We start from the raw sequence: 26,232 nt of genomic DNA on the forward strand, positions 1-26,232 counted from the left end.
TATGTTACACTACATTCTACAGACCATAGCGTTTCAATTGTTTTTTTTAATGGTGTACGATTTATTTTTAAAACGTGAAACCTTCTTTAATTGGAACCGGTTTTACTTATTATTTACACCAATTGCTTCATTTGTACTGCCTTTAATTAAAATTGAAGCTTTTAGAAATGTTTTGCCTCAAAACTATATTGTACAATTGCCAGCTGTAATCTTAAATCCAGACGCATTAACTGTACAGACACAATTATTACCAACGGTTTACCTTAAAAATAGCAGTTCGTTTTGGTCGTGGGAATTCATATTATATGTCGGTATTAGTGTGTCCATTTTTATTTTTCTTGTCAAAATGTTTAAGCTCTTTAGAACAATCAATATAAGTGAAAAGAATACGGTTAATGGGCTTACTATTATTACGTTAAAAAACAGTTCTGCAGCCTTTTCCTTTTTTAATTATGTGTTTTTAGGCGATGCCATAAATCCTGAAAATTATCAAACCATTTTGGCTCACGAATGTGTTCATAAAAGTCAGAAACACAGTGCCGATTTATTGTTTTTCGAACTGCTTCGTATTGTGTTTTGGTTTAATCCGCTCGTGTATATGTTCCAAAACAGAATGGTTACACTTCATGAATATATTGCCGATGCTTTAGTGGTAAAGCAACAAGATAAAGTGACCTACTATCAAAACTTGCTCAGTCAAGTTTTCGATGTCAATCATATTTCATTCATCAATCCATTTTTTAAACAATCATTAATCAAAAAACGAATCATTATGTTAACAAAATCGAAATCAAAACAAATCCATTTAGTAAAGTATGCTTTGCTTGTACCCATGATTTTTGCAATGCTGTTGTATACCTCTTGTGATAAAGAGGCGGACAATTCTGAATCTACCGAAATTCAAACAAGTAAAGATAAGATTCAGGAAAAAATAGATAAGATTATGGAGGAGAATCCGAATGTAAAAATTAAAATAATAGAAGAGGATTCTCTAATAGATGAGGATATAGAAGTGCCTTATAGCGTTGTAGAGCAAGTTCCTATATTTCCTGGATGTGAAGATCTCCCTGCAGAAGAACAGAAAAAGTGCTTTTCTAATAAAGTTTCTCAATTTGTAGGAAAACATTTTAATACCGATTTAGGGAAAGAGCAAGATATTAAAGGGATGCAGCGTATAAATACTATTTTTAAAATAGATAAAAATGGTAATGTGTTGGACGTGAAAGCAAGAGCAGATCATGAAATATTCCAAGAAGAAGCTATTCGAGTATTAAATTTATTACCAAAAATGCAACCAGGTAAACAAAAAGGAAAAGAAGTTACTGTGCCATATTCTTTGCCTATAGTATTTCAAGTGCATGAATAAAAAAAGTGAGATTTTACTAGAAAAACCGAAGCTAATCCCTTCGGTTTTTTTGTTTTATAAAACGGATAAGTTTACAGAAAGGTTTCATTATTAATCATTTTCGGTTAAGAATTACACTTGAAAAAGTTTTAAATACTAAAAATATTGTATTTTCGATTTTCATCTTGTACTATGAAGCATTTCGTATTTATTCTTGCATTACTATTACTTTGCGCTTGCGATGATTTAAAGGTGAAAAAAACGTCTACTGAAGCCATTTTAAATGAAGAATTAAAATCGTTTAAATGGAATGAAGTCGATGAATATCCTACTTTTTTGTCTTGCGAAACATCTGGCACCCAGCTGGGAAGAAAATTATGTTTCGAACAGACACTGTCTGCTGTTATTTTAAAACGTTTAGAAGCCGAACGCATTATTGTAAATAACGATGTTTTAGATACTATAATTATTCAGTTTAAAATTTCGGAAACAGGAGATTTAAGTCTGTTACATTTTGAAGTAGATTCATTTACACAGGCAGAAATTCCAAATATTAAATTTCTAATTACATCTAGTTTAGACAGTCTGCCTACCATAGAACCTGCAATAAAACGCGGACAGAAAGTAAGTTCTGAATTTACACTTCCTATTATTATAAAAGCGAATTAGCTTTTAAACACGCGATCTTTCCATGTGTAAGATGTAAAAAGTGAAGATACAGCAACGTATGTGCAAAATATAGGATATAATATAGCGATAATTAAATACCATTTTAATGCTTTTTTCTGATTAAAAAACACTGCACTTTTGTAAATAAGCATAAAGTCTATCCAGAACTTAACTACACATATAATTGTAAAATAAATGGGATAAAAATCTCCAAAACACATCAAAATAAATAAGCAAATTAGTAACGCATTCATACTTAGAACTAAAAGTCCTGTAATTTTACTAAAAGTGTTTTTATACGCTTTGGTTTTAGAAGCCCAACGTTTACGCTGACTAATTAAATCTGATAATGTTGGTTGTGCATGGGTGTAAATAACAGCTTCAGGAGCTTTTAAATACTTAACACTTTCTGGGAATTTCTCATTTATTTTTTCAAGTAAAAAAATGTCGTCACCACTAGCAATGGTATCATTTTCGGCAAATCCATTTACATTATAAAAAGCATCTTTTGTGTAGGCTAAATTAGCACCATTACATAAAAACGGGGTGTTAATGCCAAAACCACCTAAAGTTGCACCTTGCAAACTCATTACATCAAACCACTGGAAAATATTTAAAAATTTAGTAGTGGTAACATAAGTGATTGGAGCGACAAGAAACTGACACGTTTTATACTGCTGAATAAAATTATTAAAGGTGTCTAGCCACGTTTTAGGAAGTAAACAATCTGCATCAGTGGTTATAATCCAATCAAATTTAGATTTAGAGATGGCTAGAGTAATTGCATCTTTTTTTGGCGAATGAGATACACGTTTATTTTGAAGTAAAGTAATTTGAAGTTGAGGTTGCGTTTTAATAAAATCAGTTACAATAGCTTCAGAAATATCTTCAGAGCCATCATTTATTAACAGTATTTCAAATTGGTGTTCAGCATAGTGTAATTCAGAAATAGATTGCAGTAACTCTGGTAAATGTTTAGCTTCATTTCTAAACGGAATAATAACAGTAAAGCTCGTAAAATTAGAAAGGGTTTCAACTTTAAATGATTTAATCTTTGAAAAGCCCCAATATAAACTTCCGATTAATCCTGTATATAAAATGAGAATAACAACACTGAAAATAATCATGAATTAATTTTTTTGGAGTTTAAAATTCATGATATAAAAACTTCCAATACCACTAGGTAAAACCATGTTAAATAGCCACATAAGCGTAATGCAACTTAACACAATTGTTTCATTAATATTGAAAAATGAAAATAAATATACGGCAATACTACCTTTTAAAACCACATCAAAAATAAATACACTAGGTAAAATTGATGCTAAAAGATACATACTAGAAATAACCACCATTGCATTAAAGTAATTTATGTCTGCATGAAATAATTGAAGGAATGCATAAAACTGAAACGAAAATATAAAATATCTTAGTCCTGAAAATAATAATGTTTTTAAAAATAAAGATGCAGAAATAGAATGCAGAAAACGTTTTATTTTAACAATCCAAATTTTAGCTTTTACAAGCTTAGTAAGGACTAAAATTATTACTGTAAAAGTTACTCCAAATAGTAAATATTGAGTCCAATTCAAGGATTTAAAATCAAAATGTAAAGGGAATTTGGCAGTAAAAAATAGTAAGCCTATACTTCCAAAAAATGTGGTTATTAGCATTTGTGCTAAATTACCAATACCGTTTAATCCTACAACTTTAGTTCTTAGTCTAGAAGGAAAATATAATGCTTTAGCACCATAATCTCCAATTCGATTTGGTGTGAAAAGCGAGGCAGTATGTGCTCCTAAAGTTTGTTCTGTAGCTGCTTTTATAGATGTTGTTTTAATAGAATTTGCTAAGTTTTGCCATTTTAAAATCTCAAAAAACCAATTAAAAGAGGTTAATAATGTAAGAATCAAAAAATAATTAAACGATAATATATTATTAGACAATATATTCGTTTTTAATTCAGATATTGATAAATCATTGTTGTTGAATAGTTTATAGTATATAAAATAAAAACTAAAAGCAATAATGCTTATCTTAACCGAATAAATTAAGATTTGATAAGATTTAAAAGTAAGTGCTTTGACGTACATGCTGCAAATTAAACCATTTATTATAAGATGTCTTCTATATTAAAACAACAAAAATACATAACCAGCTTGGTTATTTTTATATGTCTAATTTCTATACACGGATTTGCTCAAGAAGAAGAGGATGTCTTAAAGTTCGAATTGAGTTTTGGGGCTAATCAAGTTTCGGAAAGCGGATTTGCAGAATCGTTTTCTGGAGATGAAATAAATTTGCCTACTATAAATGTAGGAGCTCAATATATGTTTACCGAAACTCTTGGTGCTAAATTCGATTTGGGTTTTAATCGTATTAAAAGTGAAGGGAGTTCAGAATCCTTTAAAATAAATTATACACGACTAAATTTACAAGGGGTTTACGACTATACTAATATTTTTGGTTCAGATATAGATAAATTAAAATTTCAAGTTCATGCTGGACCTGGATTTACATTTGTTAGGCCTTTGAGTATTGCATATAATAACAATCAGAACTATTTTAATGCTATGGTAGGAACAGAAATCTTATATGCACTTAATAGAAATTCGTCTGTGTTTTTTGATGTGTCTTATATTCATGGTTTTACAAAACCAGATAGTTATTCTCCAATTACATCTGGTCAAGGTGCTTTTAATGGCAGTATACTTACCTTTACAGTTGGCGTTTCCTTATCTTTGAGCGGATGTTATTATTGTAATTAATGAGTAAAGAACGTATTATTTTAGGGATAGATCCCGGAACCACAATTATGGGGTTTGGACTAATAAAAGTTGTGGGTAGGACCATGTCTTTTTTACAATTGAATGAATTAGATTTAAAAAAATACGACGATCATTATCTAAAATTAAAGCTCATTTTTGAACGTACAATCGAACTAATCGAAACCCACCATCCAGACGAAATTGCTATCGAAGCTCCTTTCTTTGGGAAAAATGTGCAAAGTATGTTAAAGCTTGGTCGAGCCCAAGGTGTGGCCATGGCCGCAGGTTTGTCTCGTGAAGTTCCTATTACCGAGTATTCTCCTAAAAAAATAAAAATGGCTATTACCGGAAACGGTAACGCGACAAAGGAACAAGTTGCTAAAATGCTTCAAAGTTTATTAGGGTTGAAAACGCTTCCTAAAAATTTAGATTCTACAGACGGTCTTGCCGCAGCAGTTTGTCATTTTTATAATGATAATCGTGTCGAGGTTGGTAAAAGTTATACCGGTTGGGATGCTTTTGTAAAGCAAAATGAATCGCGGGTTAAAGTTCAAAAAACGGTTAAAACAACTAGTAAAACAATCAATAAACTAGGCGTAAAAAAGATTAAAAAATGAGATTGAATCCACAGATTAATTCTATAGAATATGTTGAAGGTGTAGGCATTTATATTCACATTCCGTTTTGCAAACAAGCATGTTTTTATTGTGATTTTCATTTTTCAACCTCTTTAAAAAAGAAGGATGAATTAATTTTGGCTTTAATTGAAGAATTAGAATTACGAAAATCTGAGTTTGAAAACGATACCGTCGCAACCGTTTATTTTGGTGGCGGTACACCAAGTTTATTGTCTTTAGAAGAAATTAATAAGATTTTAAATGCCGTGTTTTTGAATTACAAAGTGATTGAAGATCCTGAAATTACCCTAGAAGCCAATCCAGATGATTTATCTGAATCTAAAATTATAGAGCTTTCTAAAAGCAAAATTAATCGTCTAAGCATTGGTGTGCAATCCTTTTTTGAAGCCGATTTAAAACTTATGAATCGTGCCCACAATGCAATTGAAGCGAAAAAGTGCTTGACATGGGCAACACAGTATTTCGATAATATTTCTGTCGATTTAATTTATGGAATTCCTGGAGCATCTCACAAGCAATGGCAAGAAAATATTCAAACGCTTTTAGATTTTAATGTTCCTCATATTTCTAGTTATGCGTTAACCGTAGAGCCCAAAACAGCATTAGAGACCTTAATTAAAAAAGGAAAAATTGAAGATGTGAATGAAGCGCATGCCGAAGTACAGTTTCATATGTTAATAGATCAATTAACAGCTAACGGGTTTCAGCATTACGAATTGTCTAATTTTGGAAAACCTGGATATTTTAGTATAAATAATTCGGCCTATTGGCAAGGTAAAAAATATATTGGCATCGGACCTTCAGCTCATTCCTTTACAGGAGAATCTCGCAGTTGGAATGTTGCTAATAATTCAAAATATATAAAGGCAATTCAATCTAAAACATTGCCAAGTGAAATAGAATACTTATCTGTTAATGATAAGTATAACGAGTATGTAATGACTGGGCTACGTACCATTTGGGGTGTATCTTTACAGACTATAGAAACTCAATTCGGAATCGATTTTAAATCTTATCTTTTAGAACAATCAGGTAAATATTTAAAAGAAGAATTATTGTATCTTGAAGGAGATAATCTTAAAGTAAGTTATGAAGGTAAATTCTTAAGTGATGGCATTGCGTCTCATCTGTTTAAGATTTAAAATAGTATTTAATATGATTGCAAGTATTCAAACCAATTCAAAAAAATATAAAATAAACCTCACCAAACCTATAGATATTTCTATTCCGTTACGTGCATCGCACACCAATGTTACTGCTTGGTATGTAGAGCCTCCTAAAATGGAGCCGGTTAAGGATAGTGAAGGTTTTTCTGCTCGAGTATCTGAAGGTGCAGCATTTAATTTTAATAATATTTCATTTAATCCGCATGCACATGGTACACATACTGAATGTGTAGGATATGTAACTCACGATTTTAATTCTGTAAATGAGAGTTTAAAACAGTTTTTCTTTTTAGCAGAAGTAATAACAGTAGCGGTTGAAAAATTAGGAGACGATTTAGTGATTTCTAAAAAACAAATACAGTTTGCGTTGGGAAACAAGAAACGTAAAGCCGTTATTATAAGAACAATTCCAAATACTATAGAAAAATTAAATAAACAATATTCACATACCAATCCGCCGTACTTACTCGAGGATGCCGCTGTATATTTGCGAGAAAAAGGTGTTGAGCATTTGTTGGTAGATTTACCGAGTCTGGATAAAGAAAAAGACGAGGGCGAGTTATTGGCGCATCATGCGTTTTGGAATACAAAAGGAAAGGTTAGAAAACATGCTACCATTACAGAATTAATTTATGTTCAGAATTTTATTCAGGACGGGACATACTTTTTAAACCTGCAAATAGCACCTTTTCATAACGATGCAACACCAAGTAAACCTATTTTGTATGAGGTAATTACATCGTAAATATTTTAGGTAAACTTTTATTGGTATGATTAATATAGAACAGTTATATGATTATTGTTTAAAAAAGAAAGGTGTAACCGAAACGTTTCCCTTTGATAACAATACTTTAGTACTAAAAGTGTTAGGAAAAATGTTTTTACTAACCTCTTTAAAAGGTTGGGAAGAAGGCAAACCAGCAATAAATTTAAAATGTGATCCTACAGAAGCAGAGAACTTAAGAGCGAATTACGACAATATAATTCCGGGTTACCACATGAGTAAGAAACATTGGAATACTTTAAAACTTAATCAGGGAGATTTAGAGAATGCTTTGGTTTTACAGCTTATAGACCATTCATACGATTTGGTAGTAAAAGGTGTGCCTAAAAAACTAAGAGATACTTTAGGATAGAGTTCCTTAATTTTAAATACTAATTAAGCCCGTTGTTTGTAAGCAGAAGGAATACTGCCTTTTACACTCTTAAACTGTCTATTAAAATTCGAAATATTTTTAAATCCAGAACGATAAGCAATTTCAGAAATAGATAAGTCGTTATTTTTAATAATGAGTTTACAAGCGTGCTCAATACGTAATTCATTTAAAAATTGAAAATATGTTTTATTGGTTCGTTTTTTAAAATATTTACAAAATGCATTTTTGGTCATAACCGCAACTCCCGAAATTGTGTCTAAAGAAATATCTTGGCTAAAATGTGTCATGGTGTATTCAAAAACATTACGCATACGCTTTCCTTCATTATCGGTATATCTTTTGTCGTAAATAAAAGACGATAAACTTTCGTAAGATGCTATAGAAGTAATTTGGAGCATTCGTATTAGAATAATAAAAGACTCTAGTTTTGAGCTCTGTTTAAGGTTGTAAAATAAAGACGTAAGGTGCTTTTTTTTAGATGTAATTTTAAAGCCTTGTTCTGCTCTTTTAAAAAAAGGTTCTAAGGCTTCAAGTTCTGATAAATCAAAAAAATGAGGTCCAAAAGCATCTTTTGTAAAAAATAAAGTTAACATATGCGATGGTATATTTGCATTTTCGTCACTTATAAAAACATGGGGTAAATTGCTGCCAATAATTAAAATATCTCCAGTTTCGTAATGGTTTATTGTATCTCCAACAATTAAAGATCCATCGCCTGAAACAATTAAACTTAACTGAATTTCTTCATGTTGATGTAATTTGTCGTAAAAAACCAAATCTAAATCATCCTGAAAAACAAGTGCATCTTGTTGTGGTTTAGGGATTTTAAATGGTAAAACTTTCATGTTTAAATATCTTTTTGGTTTTAAAATTACGCAAATAATATTCTAAAATAATTTAAAAAATAAATAAATGGATAGTTTTATATTAATTGTGGATAATTACAATCAATATAAAATCCAATTTACTAAGTAGCTTTGTTTTACAAAAAAATAGTGTTAAGAGCATAAAATAGGAGGAGAATTAGCCTTAAATTAGTCTATACATAGCAGAATCGGAATTAGCTGTGAGACCTTGTATAGAATACATGCGTTTGCTAAAATAAAAATAGAACAAAATGTAAAAATGTTAGAGTTCTATCTAATATAAAACAAGGCGTTTACAAGTCTGTCTATGTTTAAAAATATAGAATGTATTTTAAAATTCTAGTTCAAAAGAGATTAAAAAAAGAGAATAAAAATGATTACTGGAAAAAATTATATTGGTTTTACACCATCTGCAAACGGAACAAAAACATACAAAACCTTTAATCCGCAAACTAATACAGAAAACGAAGACATCTTTACTGTAGCAACTTCGGTAGAAATAGATCAAGCTGTTGCATTAGCGACCGAAGCTTTTAAACGTTTTTCCAAAATATCAGGAAAAGAAAAAGCCGAGTTTTTAAATACAATTGCCGATGAAATTTTAGCATTAGATACTTTAATAGAAACCTATTGTAAAGAATCAGGATTGCCTGAAGGTCGTGCTATGGGAGAACGCGGACGAACTGTTGGACAACTTAGAGCTTTTGCTAAATTAGTAGAAGATGGATCTTGGGTAGATGCTACTATTGATACTGCACAGCCAGAACGGTCACCAATGCCAAAACCAGATTTGCGTAAAATGTATATTGGTTTAGGTCCTGTTGTGGTGTTTGGTGCAAGTAACTTTCCTTTAGCATATTCTACTGCTGGCGGAGACACAGCTGCAGCTTTTGCAGCAGGATGTCCTGTGATTGTGAAATCGCATCCTATGCATGCCGGTACAGGTGAGCTTGTTGCAACAGCTGTAATTAAAGCTGCTCAGAAAACCAATATGCCAGATGGTGTGTTTTCAAATATAAATAGTAGTGGTATTGATGTTGGTCAGCAATTAGTGAAGCATCCTGGAATTAAAGCTGTCGGGTTTACAGGAAGCATTCGTGGTGGTCGTGCTTTATATAATTTGGCAGCAGAACGAGAAGAACCAATTCCTGTTTTTGCAGAAATGGGAAGTATAAATCCAGTTGTGATTCTTCCAAAAGCGTTGTCAGAACAAGGGCAAGATTGGGCGAAAACGTATGCCAGTTCAATCATGCTCGGTACAGGACAGTTTTGTACAAATCCAGGATTATTATTAGGTATAAAAGGAAAAGATTTAGATGTATTTATTGATGTTCTGTCTCATGAAATTGTAAAAATAGAGCCGTCTTGTATGTTGCATCCTAATATAAAAAGTGCCTATTCTAAGAATAAATTACGAGCATTAGATCAAGAGGGAATTACTATTTCTGCAGAATATAAAACAGATGTAAAACCTAATTATGCACAACAAACTGTTTTAACTGTAAATGGTAAAACATTTTTAGAAAATACAACCTTACATCAAGAAGTATTTGGTCCATTTTCATTAGTAGTACAGTGTGAAAGTGAAGAAGAATTAGAAACCATTTTATATAAATTAGAAGGTCAGTTAACAGGAACATTAATAGCCGCAGAAGGAGAGGCTAACGCATATTCAGGAATAGTAAGTGCATTGCAAAACCGTGTTGGACGTATTATTTTTAATGGTGTGCCAACAGGAGTAGAGGTTTGTCCGTCTATGGTTCATGGAGGTCCATACCCATCATCAACAGATAGTCGTTTTACAGCCGTAGGAACTCAATCTATAAAACGTTGGGTTAGACCATTTAGTTTTCAAGATTGGCCAAATTATTTGTTGCCTATCGAGTTGCAAAATGCAAATCCTTTAGGGATTTTAAGATTAGTAAATAACAAACAGACTGCAGATGCTATTTAATGTATGGCTAGAAAAACCTTCTTTTGTATAATAACATTAAATTTGGATGCTTTTCATCTAGACAGAATATTTTAAATATGAGATATAAACAAATTTCCAATTCACTTTTTATAAATAATAGAACACGCTTTACGGCTAAAATGAAGCAAAATACCATTGCGATTTTAACGTCTAACGATGTGAAGCATAACAATGCAGACGATATGATGGGGTTTACCCAAAATAATGATCTGTTTTATCTTTCAGGAATCGATCAGGCAGAGACTATTTTAGTCTTGTTTCCAGATGCTATTAAGCTCGAAAACAGAGCTATTCTTTTTGTTACAGAAACTTCAGAGCAAATTAAAATTTGGGATGGTGATAAATTAACGAAAGACCAAGCATCTCAAATTTCAGGAATTAAACGCGTAGAGTGGGTTCACGATTTTGAAAAATTACTTCAGCTTATGGCTTTTGAAGCCGATGGATTTTATCTGGGACATAACGAACATGTTAAACGTATAACGCTTAATCAGCAAACACAACAGGATCGTATGATTTTATGGGTAAAAGAGAAATATCCTTTACACGATTTGCACCGTGTTGCAAAACTAACACGAGAACTTAGACCAATAAAATCTGATGTAGAAATAGACTTAATGCAACAGGCGGCAGATATTAGTGTCAAGAGTTTTGAACGAGCATTAAGAGCAACAAAGCCAGGGGTGATGGAATATGAAATAGAGGCCGAACATATTTATCAATTAACAAAATCTGGTGGGTTACGTCATGCGTTTAAACCCATTATTGCTTCAGGGAAAAATGCCTGTGCTTTGCATTATAATACGAATGACGATGTGTGCAAAGATGGAGATTTAGTTCTTATGGATTTTGGGGTGTGTTATGCTAATTACAATAGTGATACTACAAGATGTTTTCCTGTAAATGGTAAGTTTACAAAACGTCAGAAAGAAGTGTATTCTGCCGTTTTACATTGTTTAAAGGAAGGCGCTAAATTACTAAAACCAGGTGCTGTTTCTGCCGATTATGAAAAGCAAATGGGAAAGTTGGTAGAAGAACAACTGATAAAAATAGGATTGCTAAATGCAGAAGACGTTGCGAAACAAGAGCCAGAAAAACCGTTATACAAAAAGTATTATATGCATAATTCTGCGCATCATCTTGGTTTAGATGTGCATGATGTAGGTTTATATTCTCGTCCGTTTGAGGTTGGAATGGTTCTTACTTGCGAACCAGGAATTTATATTCCAGAAGAAGGTATTGGGTGTCGTTTAGAAAACGATTATTTAATTACTGAAGATGGTAATCGTAACTTAACTGAAGCGATGCCAATTGAAATAGAAGACATTGAATTAATAATGAAAAATAACTAATTAAATGATAACATTAGGATTAGGAGGTTCTACCATTGAAGCCGAATTAGCAGCAATAGAATCTAGAGCACATGTAGTACAGCCCATAAATAAAGATGCTTACCCAAAGCGTATAAAGCGCGCTTTAGAAATTATGGCTACCGAAAATGTGTCGGCAGTATATTTACATGCAGGTACAAATTTATATTACTTTACAGGTACAAAATGGCATGCTAGCGAACGTATGGTTGGGGCTTTATTATTAGCAGATGGAACGATTCACTATATCGCACCTCATTTTGAAGAAGGTACAATTTTAGATTTTATGGAATTTGAAGGTCCTATTCATGGCTGGGAAGAGCATGAAAGTCCGTTTGAATTGCTAGTAACTGTTTTAAAAGAGAATGGCATTACAGAAGGTAATATTGCAATGGATGAAGTGACTCCGTTTTTTATTATAGACGGTGTTTTAAATTGTCAATCAGATTATAAACTAGTCAATGCAAAACCAATTACAGCAGGTTGCCGTATGATTAAATCTGACGAAGAAATTGCAATCATGCAAACCGCTATGAATATTACCATGGAAATTCATAAAGCTGTAGCGCGTATTTTAAAACCTGGAATTGCGGCTCAAACTGTAGTCGATTTTATTCATGAAGCTCATAAACGCTATGGTGCTCCAGAAGGTTCTTACTTTTGTATTGTCTTATTTGGTGTAGATACATCTTTTCCGCATGGCGTAAAAGCACCAAAAGATTTAGAAGAAAATGATGTGGTTTTAATAGATACAGGCTGTATGCTTCACGATTATATTTCAGACATTACAAGAACGTATGTTTATGGAGAGATTACAGATGAACAACGTCGCATTTGGAATTTAGAACGCGAAGCTCAATTTTCTGCTTTTAAAGCAGCTCAATTAGGTCAAACTTGCGGCTCGATAGATGTTGCCGTTAGAAAAACGTTAGAAGCAAACGGGTTAGGACCGGATTATAAATTACCAGGATTGCCGCACAGAACAGGTCATGGTATTGGTTTAGATATTCACGAATGGCCATTTTTAGTTAAAACAGATCAGACTATTTTAGAACCAGGTATTTGTGTGAGTAATGAGCCTATGTTAGTGGTCCCAGACAAGTTCGGTATTCGTTTAGAAGATCATATTTATATGACAGAAAATGGGCCTAAATGGTTTACAGAGCCTGCACATAGCATTGAAGATCCTTTCGGAATTTCAAAATAAGTAAGTGTTTATACCGTAAGTTTTAAAAGGCGTTAGATGTGAAAATTTAAGGCTTTTTTTGTAGCAAAATAAGGTGTCTTTTTTAATCTGTTCATTTTCATTTGTTGCAATTCGTTTTAAAATGTATTTTCGCAATTCTAAAAAATAAAATTATGAGTGTATTACAGACATTAGAAGATCGTAGTCATAACAGTTGCGAGCTTTGTACTTCAAAAGAACAATTAAAACAGTATACTATTCCGCCATCATTAAATGAAAGTGTAGACAATAGTGTGTTGGTATGTAATACGTGTTTACAACAAATTGAAGGCAATGAAGATATGGATGTTAACCATTGGCGTTGTTTAAACGATAGTATGTGGAACGAACATGTTGCTGTACAAATTATGTCTTGGAGAATGTTGCAACGTTTACGTGCAGAAGGTTGGCCAAAAGATTTAATAGATATGATGTATCTAGATGAAGACGCTATGGCTTTAGCACGTGCAACAGGAGAACATGAAGATGAAAGTGCTAAAATTATTCACCGCGATGTAAATGGTGTTGTTCTAGAAGTAGGAGATTCTGTAGTATTAGTTAAAGATTTAAAGGTGAAAGGATCTAGCATGGTTGCTAAGCAAGGAACTGCTGTTAGAAATATTCGTTTAGATCATGAAAATGCTGAATATATTGAAGGTAAAGTTGGGAGCCAACAAATTGTGATTATTACAAAATATGTAAAGAAGCTGTAATTTATCGGCTTTAACAATATAAAAAAACGGGCTATAATATTATGTTATAACCCGTTTTTTTATTTCTGTTTTGGTGTTCTAGATCTTATTTTTCTGTGTGTTTATTGAAATAATAAGTTGCAGCAATTAAATCTTCAAGCGCATGACCAACCGATTTAAAAAGAGTAATTTCAGAATCACTTTTACGTCCCGTTTTTACATTGCTACACAGTTCAAATAAATCGGCTTGAATGTCGTCTTCTTTTAGAATCCCAGAGCTAAGAGGAATATGTATATCTCCACTCTCCTTTAATCCACCTTGATATGTGTCTATATATACCGATGCTTTTAAAATCGCATCGTTATCGGCTTCACGCATATCTTTTTTATACGCACCAACCAAATCGATATGTTGTCCTGGTTTTAAATAGCTTCCAAAAACAAGAGGAGTTTTAGACAAGGTTGCGGAAGAAACAATATCGACTTCACTTATTTTTTCTTCAATAGTTTTTATCGCTTTAATAGAAAACGACGCATTTATAAATTGGTCACAAATCGCTTTAGCTTTATTAAAATCACGCCCGTATACGAATACTTTTTTAATAGGTCGAACACTGGCATGTGCTGCAATTAGATTTGTAGAAAGTGCTCCAGTACCAATCATTAATAACGATTCTGAATCTTCTCGCGATAAAAATGAAGACGCCAATGCCGATGCGGCTGCAGTTCGTTTTACTGTTAAGCTTTTGGCTTCTAAAATGGCTTTTAGTTGTCCGTTAACGGCATCTAAATATAAATATGTGCCTTGTATAGCAGGTAGATTATATTTTCCATTACCTGGGCTAACGGTTGCGATTTTTACACCTGCACTTTTTCCAGGTTGCCAAGCAGGCATTAAAAGTAAGGTTGAGTCAGATTTCGTTTCTGGGTTAGGGAAATCGTGATGATGACGCATTGGTACTAAATAATCGTTGGAAGCGAATCCTTCTTTTAAAGCAGAAACTAAGGTTTTAAAATCTGTAGTATTTTCAATGAAATCTGAATCGATTAAAGCTGTGTTTTTCATAATTCAAAATTAAGGAATATCTATAGACGAATATAATTAATATACAAAATGGCATATATTATATAATGCACGGATAATTATCAACTAAAAAAAGATTTACAAAAACGTTTTTTGTTTTCGATAAAATGCATCAGCTTGAATTTGCATTAATTCGCGAGCTTTTTTCTTTTTGTATTGATAGAATTCTTCTTCTGTACTAATATCGGTATATACTTTATCGTTTATTGAAGCATCAGTTTTTACAATAAGCAGACGTTCGTAAATACGTTGGTTTACTAAAGATTTTATTGCTGTTTCTTCATCTTCTAATTTAAAATCATATTCGCCTTTTGGAGCTAATAGTTTTGAGAATATAGGTGCTGTTTCTATGGCTAAGAATAATAAGAATATAAAGAATGATGGTAGCCAGGGTAATGTGCTTAATGCTGTAATTCGTGCCATAAGTCCGCCAAAGTTATCTATTATGGGTTGTGTTTTGGTAACCTGATTTTTATAAGTACTTTTTAGTTGTTTAATTTCAGATTCAATAGTTGCTATCTTATTTGAATTACTAAGTTTTAAATCTTGTAACTCTGTTAATGCGGTGTCGTGCTTGTCTCGTTTTTCTTTATAAACAGGACCTTTTCCTAGTTTATTTGTTCCGCTTGTACCTTCTGCTTCTGTAATATACGTGTTGTATAGCGCATTAGTTTCATTAGATTTTGTGGTGATTTCAGATTTTAAAAGGTCAATTTCAGAATTTAAAATTTGAATTTCTGGATTAAACAGATTTGCAATCTGGTCTTGATTTTTAAGCGTTAATTCGTTTTGTTGTGCTAGTAAGACTTGATTAATTTCTTTTTCAAAAATTTTTAATTCTAAAGGTTTCGAAATTACAATAGCTATAATTAAAGCTAATATTAGTCTTGGAATAACTTGAAGGAGTTCATTTAAAAAGGATTGCCTTTTTTTTAAGGTCGACACGATAAACCGATCTAAATTAAAAATAAGAAGGCCCCAAAGAACTCCGAAAATAATAGCTAAAATCAGATTATCAAATACCATTTGTAATGCAAATCCAGCAGCTATGCTTGCTATTAGTGCAGTAAAAAATACGGTGGCACCTATGCCAGCATATTTGTTTTGTTCGCCATTAGAACAGGATTTTAAAATACTTTGGTCTGCTCCAGAACAAAGTATGAAGAATTTTTTTAACATGATGATTGATTTGATTGATGATTGCTATTAGAACGTTGTTTTATGTTAAATGTTACACTTTTCGTTATAAAAGATCATTGAGTATTATATATAATTAATTTAAAGTGGTAGGGATTTCTGAACTTTCTAAAGCCTAAAAGCCTTTAAAAATGTTTAATGCTTATATTTGATTCTTTATAACTATACCAATTTGCAATGAGTAAATTAAGATTGAGTCTGATATTTAGTGTTTTAAGTTTTTATTTTTCATATAGTCAATCGGTTATAGATATAATTAATGCCGTGAATTTAGATTCCTTGTCGCTTACTGTTAGCGAATTTTCTGGCGAACGTGCTACAACTGTCAATGGTAATACGGTTACTCTTAAAAATAGGTTATATCGTAATAATGATTTGGCAGCAGATTACTTATATGAAAAATTAGATAAGTTAGAAAATACCACTGTAGAGAATCAATTTATGAATCGAGATGAAAGTAGTCGTAATATAATTGCAACCCAACTCGGAATTACTAATCCAGAAAAGGTGTATATGATTTGTGCCCATTATGATGGCATTGCAGATTATTGTGCCGATGACAATGCTAGTGGAGTAGCTGCAGTTTTAGAAATAGCTAGAATTTTATCTGGACAATGTTTAGATAATACCATTATTTATGCTTTGTGGGATGAAGAGGAAATAGGTTTATATGGGTCTAAATACTATGCTGAATTAGCTAAAACTAATGGAGATGAAATTTTAGGTGTTTATAATCTAGATATGATTGGTTATGATGGAGATAATGACCAAAGTTTTGATATTGATGTTAAGAAAGACAATGAAGGTTCTCAAGGTATGAGCGATGATATTGTTGCGGTATTAAACTCGTATCCGTTTAAATTGAATGCGAATATTGTAATTCCAGGAACAGAATATAGTGATCATGCCAGTTTTTGGAATCGTGATTATCCAGCTGTATTAGTAGGAGAAGCGTGGTCTGAAAATGATCAGAATCCAGGATATCACTCAGATAAAGATCGTTTTGATATTTTTAATTTAGAATATTTTCATGAACTTTCTAAATTGTCTGCTGGATATATAGCGACCAAGGGTGTGTTGACGGGAGTAGATAATTTGGTAACACAAAGTAATAATACTTTGGTGGCAAATCAAAATAATGCGATTTACCAGTGGTATAATTGCACAACAGATACTGCTATTAAAGAGGCTAATTTTCAGACCTTCATACCTACAAAAAACGGATCTTATAAGGTTGAGGTTACTTCTGGAAGTTGTGTTGAGTTTAGTGCGTGTTATGAGTTTTCAACTTTAGGTTTACCAACATTTACAGCTAGAGAACTTAAATTACACCCCAATCCTGTAAAGGCAAAGTTAATAATTGAAAGAAGTGTAACTGAAACTGCCAATTTTATAATGTACGACGTTTCTGGAAAACGTGTGTTTTATACAACTTCGGATACACAAATAACCGAATTACAACTAGATAATTTAGCGAAAGGTGTTTATTTTTTAAGTGTTGAAAGTTCTAAAAAACGTGGTGTTTATAAGATTATTAAAGAGTAAGAATTTTTTCTTAATGGATTACATTAGATAATTATGATGTTTTGCGTTAGCGATTGCAGTGGCATCCTTTTTATGAGCTTATAATAACATATTTGGTTTGCAACCGAGGGTTTGTTTAGGCTGAAAAACATCGAAGAGAGTGAATGAAATAAAAAGATATAACGGAAAGCGCGACCTTTAGGGAACGCCCGAAATAGTATAAATAAAAAATCCGTTCAAAACGCTATTGAACGGATTTTTTTATAATAATAAGTGTCTATTTTTTAGACAATGCTGTAAAGTGTTTGTAGAACATTGGGATGGTTTCGATACCTTTTAGGTAGTTCCAAATTCCGAAATGTTCGTTTGGCGAGTGAATCGCGTCGCTGTCTAATCCGAATCCCATTAAAATGGTTTTGCTTTGTAATTCGTCTTCGAAAAGCGATACAATAGGAATACTTCCTCCGCTACGTTGTGGAATTGGCGTTTGCCCGAACGTATCGGTATAAGCTTTAGATGCCGCTTGGTAACCAATGCTGTCTATAGGCGTTACGTACCCTTGTCCGCCATGATGAGGTTTTACTTTTACGGTTACCGCTTCTGGAGCAATATTTTCGAAATGCTTTTGAAACAATTCTGTGATCTCTTTCCAATCTTGATTAGGTACTAAACGCATAGAAATTTTTGCAAATGCTTTACTTGCGATAACGGTTTTTGCACCTTCGCCAGTATAACCTCCCCAAATACCATTAACATCTAACGTAGGACGGATAGAATTGCGTTCGTTGGTTGTGTAACCAGCTTCGCCGTAAACAGCGTCTATATCTAAAGCTTTCTTATAGTTGTCTAAATTAAAAGGCGCTTTAGCCATTTGAGCACGCTCGTCTGCAGACAATTCTTCTACTCTGTCGTAGAAACCAGGAATGGTAATGTGATTGTTTTCGTCGTGAAGAGACGCAATCATTTTGGTTAATATATTGATTGGGTTTGCCACTGCACCACCGTAAAGTCCAGAGTGTAAATCGCGATTTGGTCCAGTAACCTCAACCTCTACATAGCTCAATCCGCGTAAACCTGTGGTGATAGAAGGCACATCCTTCGCAATCATTCCCGTATCTGAAATCAGGATAACGTCGTTTTTAAGTTTCTCGTGATTGTTTTTTACAAAGGTTGCTAGGTTTACACTACCAACTTCTTCTTCACCTTCAATCATGAATTTTACGTTACATGGTAACTCGTCGTTTTTGGTCATGAATTCCAATGCCTTTACATGCATGTACATCTGACCTTTATCATCGCAAGCACCACGCGCGAAAATAGCACCTTCGGGATGTGTTTCGGTAGTTTTTATTACCGGTTCGAATGGTGGAGACGTCCAAAGTTCGATAGGGTCTGCCGGTTGTACGTCGTAATGACCGTAAACAAGTACGGTTGGAAGCGATTTGTCGATAATTTTTTCACCATAAACAATTGGATGGCCATCGGTTTTACAAATTTCTACGTGATCGCATCCTGCTTCTTCAAGACGTGTTTTAACGATCTCTGAAGTTTTTAAAACGTCGTCTTTATATGCTGAGTCGGCACTAACAGACGGTACCTTAAGTAATTCGATAAGTTCGTTTAAAAATCTATCCTTGTTATTTTCGATGTAAGTCGAGATATTTTTCATGTGGAATTATTCTGTTTCCTACAAAAATACAAAAATGTTGAATTTTTTTTCAAAAGTTGAATTGTTTATTGAAACTAATTTTTATATTTGCACACCTTATTGCGGGCGTGGTGGAATTGGTAGACACGCTAGACTTAGGATCTAGTGCCGCGAGGTGTGAGAGTTCGAGTCTCTCCGCCCGCACAATAAGAGAAAGCCGACTATTTATAGTCGGCTTTTTTTGTTTTTATATATTATCTGAGTTTTACAATTTAGATTTTATAAAAGCCTTGATTCTAGATCTGTCGTTTAAAATATCTTTTCTGTAATTTTTATTAATAATGAAAAAATAAGTACGGTGTAACAATAGCTTAGAAAAATCTATGTAAGTATGGATTTTGTAATGCCAATAATTAAACGCTTTAGATTGGTTTTTTAATTGGTATATTTTTGTGTTGTAAATTAGTCTTAGGGATCTTGGAGGTTTAGGTATGTCTTTAAAGTATATGCTCCCAAGGTTAAAATTGTTAAGAATATGTTTGTTTCTTAATACTATTCTTTGTTCCTCTAAATTTAAGTGAGGCCACAATACTAATGTATCAAAGTAGTTTTTGAGGCCGATATAATTATAGAATGATCCCAAATCATTAATTTGGAAATTTAGTACATTATGTGTAATTAAATGTTTTACCGAAGGAATAGGTATATTTGTATGTCTTACAAACTGTTTGTCTTTTAAAACATCTTCAGGCTTTAAATTTTTTTGGTCTTTGTCTAAGAGTTTAAAGTGGACTTCTACAGCACCAATGTAGTCTTTAGATGCTAGTCTTAAAAGGTGTTTGTCTTCAAAATATTTAGGGTTAATCGTTGGCTCTTTAGCAAACGTGTATCCTTTATCTATTAATAGCTGAAATGCTTTCTCTGATTGATCTTTATGGACTAATAAATCAATATCTCCAAGCATACGCTCTCCAATATCCTCATAATAGTTTGAAGCAATCATAGCGGCTCCTTTTAAGAATACGTGTTCAATATTTTCTGCGTTAAACCATGTATTTATAAGTTTAACTTCATTTAATAAAGACTGATTGCGTTCGTTATTTAAGTCGTAAATATATTTTAGATACACTTGAAGGTCTTCTGGTAAATAGGCTACAAGTCCTTTAGATTTTAAGCGTATATAAATGGTAGGAATAATAAGATGTTTACTCCCTATTTCAACGATGTTATCCCAATTAAAATTATCGTTTAAGATGTCTTTTTCTAATGATCTATCACCGGTATTGAAACTAATTAGACGTGAAATATGTATTAAGGTGTCTTCAGTAGTACTCATAAACGATTCTTATTCGTCTATAAAGATAGTTGAAAATATATCAATAGCATCTTGATTGTTGCTATAAGTAAGTTTGTAAAATGTAACTGTATTAATCCATTTCAGAAAAGCTTTTGCATTTTCTGGTTTAGGTGAAATCCAAGAATCAGGGATTAAAATCTCTAAAGCCGTTTTAGCATTTATAGGTTCTAATAGTGTTTTGGAATTAGCTTTATAATTTACTAAAACAATTTTATTACAGGAAGTATTTGTTAGATTGGGAAGGGGTGTAGATACATATTTAATCCCACCTTTAAATGCTCTTAAATAGCTTTGAGGTAAGTCGTCAAAGTTATTTATGAAAGGTTTTATTGTAGGAAATGCTCCAGGTTTTACAGATATTCCTCCTGGAAAATAATACGTGTTTAAATTGTCTCTTAAAATAGGAGTGGTGTCGTCTGCAACTAAGTCATATCCATGCCGTGTTAAGAGTGTTGTTAATGTGCTTTTACCACTTCCAGACGTACCAATAAGCATTACCGATTTAGAGTTGTTAGATATTGTAGACGCATGTAAAAGACCCAACCAATCATGCTCTTTTTTGTTATGTAGAGCACAGATTAATTCCATATTAAACTTTCCTTGTAATTCATGAAAGTCTTTAGAATTGCATGACCTTACAAAGTGATTATTAGTAAAGAGTTTAATTTGATTATGTTCTTCATATATGTCAAACCAAAAATCAGGTGTGCTATGTTTTGAAGTTTCTAAATGTTGTAGTTGTGGATGAATATAATTAATTAATAATTCAGATTGAAAATGAATCTCAAAATAAAATGTGCCACAAGTGTAATATTTTGTGAATTTTCTATTGGTTATATCTATAGAATACTTAGTGGGATTCAGTTCTCTTTTTGTAGGAATATTTCTATCTAATAGAAATTGTTTTACATCTAAAAATATCGCATTAGCTTTTTCTGATGTAAATTGAAATGTATTCTTGTATACATTTACGCAATCGTCTAGATTTTTAGCGTCTAAAAAGGTTTGTATACAAAAGTACAATCCGCTATCGATTATGGTATATTGATTCGATTTCTCAAACCAAAGTATCATAAAATCGTTAACGGATTGTATGTATTTAGGAGCTAAATTAGCTTTCAAAAATGCAATTAAAAATTACTTTTTACTTGACTAGTACCTACTTGCGATTCAGGTGTAGTTATCGTACTTCCTGAAGTGTCTGTACCTATTACTTCATTGTTCGAGTTATTTACTCGTGCATTAGGATCTACGGGCTTACTCGTGTTTTGTGCACTTAGTGGGTTTAACACAGCAAACGTACCAATGGCCGTGAATGCCGCATATTTCCCCATTTTTTTTATGGCGTCTTTACGAGTGATTTCTGTATTGTTATTTTCCTTTTTCATAGTTGTAAATATAAAATAAGTTTTTGTGTTACAAAATGTTATTTTAAAATAACACGTTTTGTAGTTTGGTTACCTGTTTGGTCTTCAACACGAACAATGTAAATTCCGCTACTATATGCGCTTGCATTAATAGAGTATTCGTTAACTGCATTTTTTAATACAACATTGTTTATCTGTCTACCTTGAATATCGTAAACAGTTAATTTCGTGTTTACATCTAATGAACCTTTTATTTTAATTGTTTTATTACCTGTATAGAACTGTAAAGATTCTATAGTATTGTCGTCTACAGATAATGTTTTTTGAGATACATTTAAATAAAAACGACCTGTGCCGCTTAAACTTTTATCGGTTGTAAATGTGTATGCTTTATCATTTAATAAAGTTGAAACATCTTCTTCTGTATCTTCTAGATAAACATCAACATTCTCTGCTAATGTCATTTCTTTTATATCTAAAGTTATTTGTGTTGCTGCAGGAGCTATAAGACCTAAAGCGATAGTTATTCCTCCTTCTTCTGTAAGAGAAGAATTTGGTAAACTTTGTATACCAATTTTAGACGTTGGGTTAGATTCTACTAATTGTGTGTATAATGTGAATCCAGATGCATTCGTTCCATAAATAGCCGTGTCATAACCGTGGTCATATCCTAAACTCGCAATATCGTCAAAGAAATAAATTTCATTAGTGTGGTATAAAGTATCATTACTAGAAAGACTCAACGTAACATTACTTTTATTGTAAGTATTTGTTCGTCCTGAAATAAAATCATCAGAAGATCCTGTTCTTCTCATACTTGGAGTGAAAATCATAGTACCTGATAAGTTGTCATCTACTGCAATGTAAAAACCTTGTCCAGGAGTCATTAATACAGCGTCTCCAAGTGTATTTGCTTTGTTGTAAATTAACCAACCATCTGAGCCAATACCATCGTAACCATATATACCATATCTAGCTGTCTGAAAAATGTCAACACCATTAGGACCATCTTCATCATTCGCTTCCAAGAAGTCGTTCATGCTTAAATAAGAAGGATAAGGGTTTCCTATTAAATTCCATTGAGAAGCATTCGCTCCAGAAAAATGATATACAGGTGTTGAAACTGTTGTAGTATTAACGGTTCCTGAAAATGTAAATGTACCGTTATCTGTAGAAGCAGCTCTAAAACCTATAGCAGGATTTAAAGTAGTTAACCCTTGAGCATCATCTGCTGTACTCCAGTCTGTGTATGTTCCACTATTTTTAAAGAAAGGAGCAAAACGTTTAATTTCAGGACTCGCTGCGTTTGAAACGTAAATGTTACTATTCGCATCTGCAAAATCTCCAAAGGTTTGTCCTGTAACGGGTGCAGATATTAAATCAGATGTAGATCTGTCACCAACATGTCTTTTGTAATAGGCAGTACCTGTTATAGTACCTTCAACAATTAAACTACCGTATTCATCAGAATCAGATTCTATAGTTAAGTTATTTTCGGTAATTAGATCTCCCATGACAGTTAAATTTCCTGTTTTTTCAATTATAATCCCAGCACCACCAGCTATAATTACATCATTTAAAATAACGTCACTAGAAATTACATAAGTACCTCCATTTATATAAGCATCATCACCAGAAGTGGTTGCGCTAGGGCTGTCTCCTTCCCATCCAATCGTGTCGTCAGTATAAATTAAACCTGTAAAAGTATCAGTGGTGTATAATTTAAAGTTGTCAAAACCTATGTTAACTGTTGTAGAAGGGTTAGGATCTCTTCTGCCGTAATCGTAGGCAATATATACTATTAACATTACAGAGTTTGCTGCATCAGGAATGGTTATAGGTGAAATCGTCCCACTTCCGCTTGTTCCTGTCGCAAAGATATCTCCATCTGTATAAAAACTACCATCTGTATATACTTCGTAATATACCTCTGGGAAGGTATCTGCCGCATCCATTTCATACATGTAATCAAATGTGATCTCTACATTTGAATAAGGAGATACGTCAACATCTTCTAAATCTATTTCAAATGTGTCTGCAGTGGTGTCATCTGTAGGGTTGTTTGCGCCTCTAAAAGTAGAGCCATCTGTAGGTGTTAGTGTACCTAAAGACGTTACATTAGCCCAAGTTGTTCCTGAAACAGCAGGAGAAGGGAAAGTTGTGTAGTTCCAACTTCCAGTACCTTCAAAACTTTGAGATCTTATGCTTACCTGACTATAACTAGTAAGAGAAATAGTAAATAAGAATAATATTAAATAGTAAATTTTTTTCATAGTGTCATGTTTTTTAGAATTATAGCAAACCAAAATTTAAGAAAGTGACATTTAATTCTTTCATAGTTTTGGAATGGCAAATATAAATAAAAATATGTATCAAGTTTTACTATAACATTAAACTTTGTTATTTAAGATTAAATACATATAAAGGGGTTAACCGTAATTGTATTAAATAGTTATGGGTGAATTATCGATAATATAAGTATGATGGTCTAAATGTTCTTAGAATTATCAGATTGTCAGTTTTTTATAATTAAATTTAAATTTAGATATTAATCTGTAAATCTGGTTTTTATGATAATTCACCCCCTATTAGTGCAATATTTTAATCTACCTAGTAAAATAATTTTAGGAGTCTTTTTCTCTTTATTATTATTGCTAATGGTACATTATTCTTTTAAAATGATAGAAATGGTTTATGTTCTTCGTTTTAAGAAGCCCTTTTTTGTTCATTTTTATATGTTAATGAAAAAGTTGAATACTACGGATAAGCAACTTTTAATGTCTAAGTTCAATTTTTATAGACATTTATCTTCAAAAGAACGATTGTATTTTGATCATCGTGTAGTGTCGTTTATAGAAGACAAAGACTTTGTGGGTAAAAGTGGTTTAGTGGTTACCGATGAGATGAAACTATTAATTTCAGCACATGCCGTTATCCTTACATTCGGTTTTCGTGATTTTTTTATTTGTTTAATTGATAAAATTTTTATTTATCCAGATCAGTTTTATTCAATGTATAAGGAATCTTATCATTCAGGAGAATTGAATCCTATGATGAAGGTGCTAGTGATTTCGTGGGAAGACTTTAATGAGAGTTTAGAATTAAAAGGAGAACATACTAGTTTAGGTATTTATGAGTTTACACAAGCAATTCATTTAAATAGTATGAAAGAAGGAGATGTGAGTTCTACTATATTTACAGATAGCTTTAAGGAATTAACAACAATGCTTACTAAAGATGAATCATTGCGTCAGAAATTACTTAATTCTCGATTTTTTGAAGGTCAAGTTTTTTTGAATCAATTTGAATTTTTAGCTGTTATTATGGATCATTTTATAGAGCGCCCTTCAGAGTTTAAAGGTCAGTTTCCTGAAGTGTATGCAAAAACAAAACAAATGCTCAATTTTGATTTTGCAGGATACTAGTTTTAATTACATCTTCCTAATTTTTTTTGCGATATTTATAATTTATCCCATGTTTAAATGTGTATGAGTTATTTGTTTTCTAGATTGTTAGGGTATCGTTAATTTTTCTTAGCTAAAACGTTATCGTTAAAAAAGTATTGAAAAAATGTTTTTGATATAAATAAAAAAGAGTAGTTTTGTTACTCGTTTTTAAACATAATATGTTAGAATCTTTAATAACCTCAAAAACAAGAATACGAATACTCGTTAAGCTATTTCTTAATGCAAATAATAGTGGCTATTTGCGGGGCTTGGCTGTGGAGTTTAACGAGTCTACAAATTCAGTTAGAAAGGAGCTTAATCAATTATCCTCTGCAGGATATCTTGGTAAAGAAAAAGAGCGTAATAAGGTAACTTATAAAGCAAATATAAATCATCCTTTATTCGGCCCGTTACAAAATATGGTTCGAAAATATGTTGGCTTAGATACAATAGTAACAACTGTATTGGCCAGAATGGGGCATGTGTCTCGTGTAATAATAATAGGAGATTATGCTGAAGGATTAGATAGTGGGTTGATTGATGTTGTTGTTGAAGGTCGAGAATTGAATACGGTTTATATAAATCAAATGGCAGGTAAAATTGAATCAGAAATTAATAGAAAAGTCAATTTTACGTTTACAGATTCTTATCAGCATGAGAATGGTTTTGTGATCTATGATGAGTTGACGGAGAAATGATAGAAAGAAAAAAGTATTTGTATATTTGTTGTCTTTCATT

At 32.4% G+C, this 26,232-nt stretch carries 24 protein-coding genes and 1 tRNA gene; 15 read left to right on the forward strand and 10 right to left on the reverse strand.

The window, feature by feature from the left end; genetic code table 11:
- Position 1 precedes the first annotated feature (1 nt).
- Together Q1B05_RS04655 and Q1B05_RS04660 are read left to right on the forward strand one after the other, a co-directional pair.
- Entirely contained in the window at positions 2-1,366 is a 1,365-nt protein-coding gene (locus Q1B05_RS04655; protein ID WP_299778100.1) for a M56 family metallopeptidase, read from the forward strand.
- A gap of 171 nt (positions 1,367-1,537) precedes the next feature.
- The gene (locus Q1B05_RS04660; RefSeq protein ID WP_299778102.1) at positions 1,538-2,014 is read left to right on the forward strand and encodes a hypothetical protein; all 477 of its coding nucleotides are present in this window, start codon (positions 1,538-1,540) and stop codon (positions 2,012-2,014) included.
- Here Q1B05_RS04660 and Q1B05_RS04665 read toward each other — a convergent pair.
- Positions 2,011-3,141: a glycosyltransferase gene (locus tag Q1B05_RS04665; RefSeq protein ID WP_299778104.1), complete on the reverse strand. Its 1,131-nt coding sequence runs from the start codon at positions 3,139-3,141 to the stop codon at positions 2,011-2,013. The genes Q1B05_RS04660 and Q1B05_RS04665 overlap by 4 nt on opposite strands.
- A gap of 3 nt (positions 3,142-3,144) precedes the next feature.
- Positions 3,145-3,960 carry a hypothetical protein gene (locus Q1B05_RS04670; RefSeq protein ID WP_299778106.1) on the reverse strand — a complete coding sequence of 272 codons (816 nt, stop codon included), beginning with the start codon at positions 3,958-3,960 and terminating at the stop codon, positions 3,145-3,147.
- Between the two features lie 174 nt (positions 3,961-4,134).
- Between Q1B05_RS04670 and Q1B05_RS04675 the strand changes: the two genes are divergently transcribed.
- From Q1B05_RS04675 to Q1B05_RS04695, 5 genes are read left to right on the forward strand one after another with little or no spacing between them, the layout of a single operon-like run.
- Positions 4,135-4,782, forward strand: coding sequence for an outer membrane beta-barrel protein (locus tag Q1B05_RS04675; protein WP_299778108.1), 648 nt, complete (start codon positions 4,135-4,137; stop codon positions 4,780-4,782).
- Positions 4,782-5,399, forward strand: coding sequence for a crossover junction endodeoxyribonuclease RuvC (ruvC, locus tag Q1B05_RS04680; RefSeq protein ID WP_299778110.1), 618 nt, complete (start codon positions 4,782-4,784; stop codon positions 5,397-5,399). The genes Q1B05_RS04675 and ruvC overlap by 1 nt, the downstream gene beginning before the upstream one ends.
- Positions 5,396-6,562 carry a radical SAM family heme chaperone HemW gene (gene hemW / locus Q1B05_RS04685; protein ID WP_299778112.1) on the forward strand — a complete coding sequence of 389 codons (1,167 nt, stop codon included), beginning with the start codon at positions 5,396-5,398 and terminating at the stop codon, positions 6,560-6,562. The genes ruvC and hemW overlap by 4 nt, the downstream gene beginning before the upstream one ends.
- A 13-nt stretch (positions 6,563-6,575) precedes the next feature.
- On the forward strand, positions 6,576-7,331 hold the full coding sequence (locus Q1B05_RS04690; RefSeq protein ID WP_299778114.1) for a cyclase family protein: 756 nt from the start codon (positions 6,576-6,578) through the stop codon (positions 7,329-7,331).
- Positions 7,332-7,359: 28 nt separating this feature from the next.
- Positions 7,360-7,722, forward strand: a complete 363-nt coding sequence (locus Q1B05_RS04695) for an MmcQ/YjbR family DNA-binding protein (RefSeq protein ID WP_299778729.1) — start codon at positions 7,360-7,362, stop codon at positions 7,720-7,722.
- Between the two features lie 23 nt (positions 7,723-7,745).
- Here the strand turns inward: Q1B05_RS04695 and Q1B05_RS04700 are convergent, their stop codons facing one another.
- Positions 7,746-8,588 carry an AraC family transcriptional regulator gene (locus Q1B05_RS04700; protein WP_299778116.1) on the reverse strand — a complete coding sequence of 281 codons (843 nt, stop codon included), beginning with the start codon at positions 8,586-8,588 and terminating at the stop codon, positions 7,746-7,748.
- 394 nt (positions 8,589-8,982) lie between these two features.
- On the opposite strand from Q1B05_RS04700, the gene Q1B05_RS04705 reads away from it, so the two are divergent.
- From Q1B05_RS04705 to Q1B05_RS04720, 4 genes are all read left to right on the forward strand, one after another.
- Positions 8,983-10,563 (forward strand): aldehyde dehydrogenase (NADP(+)), encoded by a 1,581-nt coding sequence (locus Q1B05_RS04705; RefSeq protein ID WP_299778118.1) that lies wholly within the window; start codon positions 8,983-8,985, stop codon positions 10,561-10,563.
- Positions 10,564-10,640: 77 nt separating this feature from the next.
- Complete coding sequence (locus Q1B05_RS04710; protein WP_299778120.1) at positions 10,641-11,936, forward strand: aminopeptidase P family protein; 1,296 nt, start codon at positions 10,641-10,643, stop codon at positions 11,934-11,936.
- A gap of 4 nt (positions 11,937-11,940) precedes the next feature.
- Entirely contained in the window at positions 11,941-13,161 is a 1,221-nt protein-coding gene (locus tag Q1B05_RS04715) for a Xaa-Pro peptidase family protein (RefSeq protein WP_299778121.1), read from the forward strand.
- A gap of 152 nt (positions 13,162-13,313) precedes the next feature.
- Positions 13,314-13,892 carry an alkylphosphonate utilization protein gene (locus Q1B05_RS04720; RefSeq protein ID WP_299778122.1) on the forward strand — a complete coding sequence of 193 codons (579 nt, stop codon included), beginning with the start codon at positions 13,314-13,316 and terminating at the stop codon, positions 13,890-13,892.
- An 85-nt stretch (positions 13,893-13,977) separates the two neighbouring features.
- Here the strand turns inward: Q1B05_RS04720 and Q1B05_RS04725 are convergent, their stop codons facing one another.
- Both Q1B05_RS04725 and Q1B05_RS04730 read right to left on the reverse strand, forming a co-directional pair.
- Positions 13,978-14,937, reverse strand: a complete 960-nt coding sequence (locus tag Q1B05_RS04725) for an ornithine cyclodeaminase family protein (protein ID WP_299778124.1) — start codon at positions 14,935-14,937, stop codon at positions 13,978-13,980.
- A gap of 96 nt (positions 14,938-15,033) precedes the next feature.
- Entirely contained in the window at positions 15,034-16,134 is a 1,101-nt protein-coding gene (locus Q1B05_RS04730) for a DUF4407 domain-containing protein (protein WP_299778126.1), read from the reverse strand.
- 195 nt (positions 16,135-16,329) lie between these two features.
- Here Q1B05_RS04730 and Q1B05_RS04735 point away from each other — a divergent pair, with 195 nt between their 5' ends.
- Complete coding sequence (locus Q1B05_RS04735) at positions 16,330-17,697, forward strand: M28 family peptidase (protein WP_299778129.1); 1,368 nt, start codon at positions 16,330-16,332, stop codon at positions 17,695-17,697.
- Between the two features lie 256 nt (positions 17,698-17,953).
- Here Q1B05_RS04735 and Q1B05_RS04740 read toward each other — a convergent pair whose 3' ends face one another.
- Positions 17,954-19,345: a dipeptidase gene (locus Q1B05_RS04740; RefSeq protein ID WP_299778131.1), complete on the reverse strand. Its 1,392-nt coding sequence runs from the start codon at positions 19,343-19,345 to the stop codon at positions 17,954-17,956.
- A 101-nt stretch (positions 19,346-19,446) separates the two neighbouring features.
- On the opposite strand from Q1B05_RS04740, the gene Q1B05_RS04745 reads away from it, so the two are divergent.
- Positions 19,447-19,528 (forward strand) — tRNA-Leu (locus tag Q1B05_RS04745).
- 61 nt (positions 19,529-19,589) lie between these two features.
- On the opposite strand, the gene Q1B05_RS04750 is transcribed toward Q1B05_RS04745, so the two are convergent.
- From Q1B05_RS04750 to Q1B05_RS04765, 4 genes are read right to left on the reverse strand one after another with little or no spacing between them, the layout of a single operon-like run.
- The gene (locus Q1B05_RS04750) at positions 19,590-20,660 is read right to left on the reverse strand and encodes a nucleotidyltransferase family protein (RefSeq protein WP_299778132.1); all 1,071 of its coding nucleotides are present in this window, start codon (positions 20,658-20,660) and stop codon (positions 19,590-19,592) included.
- A gap of 9 nt (positions 20,661-20,669) precedes the next feature.
- Positions 20,670-21,803: a hypothetical protein gene (locus tag Q1B05_RS04755; RefSeq protein WP_299778134.1), complete on the reverse strand. Its 1,134-nt coding sequence runs from the start codon at positions 21,801-21,803 to the stop codon at positions 20,670-20,672.
- 8 nt (positions 21,804-21,811) lie between these two features.
- Positions 21,812-22,069, reverse strand: coding sequence for a hypothetical protein (locus Q1B05_RS04760; protein WP_299778738.1), 258 nt, complete (start codon positions 22,067-22,069; stop codon positions 21,812-21,814).
- Positions 22,070-22,107: 38 nt separating this feature from the next.
- The gene (locus Q1B05_RS04765; RefSeq protein WP_299778136.1) at positions 22,108-24,321 is read right to left on the reverse strand and encodes a T9SS type A sorting domain-containing protein; all 2,214 of its coding nucleotides are present in this window, start codon (positions 24,319-24,321) and stop codon (positions 22,108-22,110) included.
- Positions 24,322-24,789: 468 nt separating this feature from the next.
- On the opposite strand from Q1B05_RS04765, the gene Q1B05_RS04770 reads away from it, so the two are divergent.
- Positions 24,790-25,473 carry a zinc-dependent peptidase gene (locus Q1B05_RS04770; RefSeq protein WP_299778138.1) on the forward strand — a complete coding sequence of 228 codons (684 nt, stop codon included), beginning with the start codon at positions 24,790-24,792 and terminating at the stop codon, positions 25,471-25,473.
- A 296-nt stretch (positions 25,474-25,769) separates the two neighbouring features.
- Positions 25,770-26,192 (forward strand): ArsR family transcriptional regulator, encoded by a 423-nt coding sequence (locus Q1B05_RS04775; protein ID WP_299778140.1) that lies wholly within the window; start codon positions 25,770-25,772, stop codon positions 26,190-26,192.
- The last annotated feature ends 40 nt before the right edge of the window (positions 26,193-26,232 follow it).

Source organism: uncultured Formosa sp. (assembly GCF_947500765.1).
GTDB lineage: Bacteria > Bacteroidota > Bacteroidia > Flavobacteriales > Flavobacteriaceae > Formosa.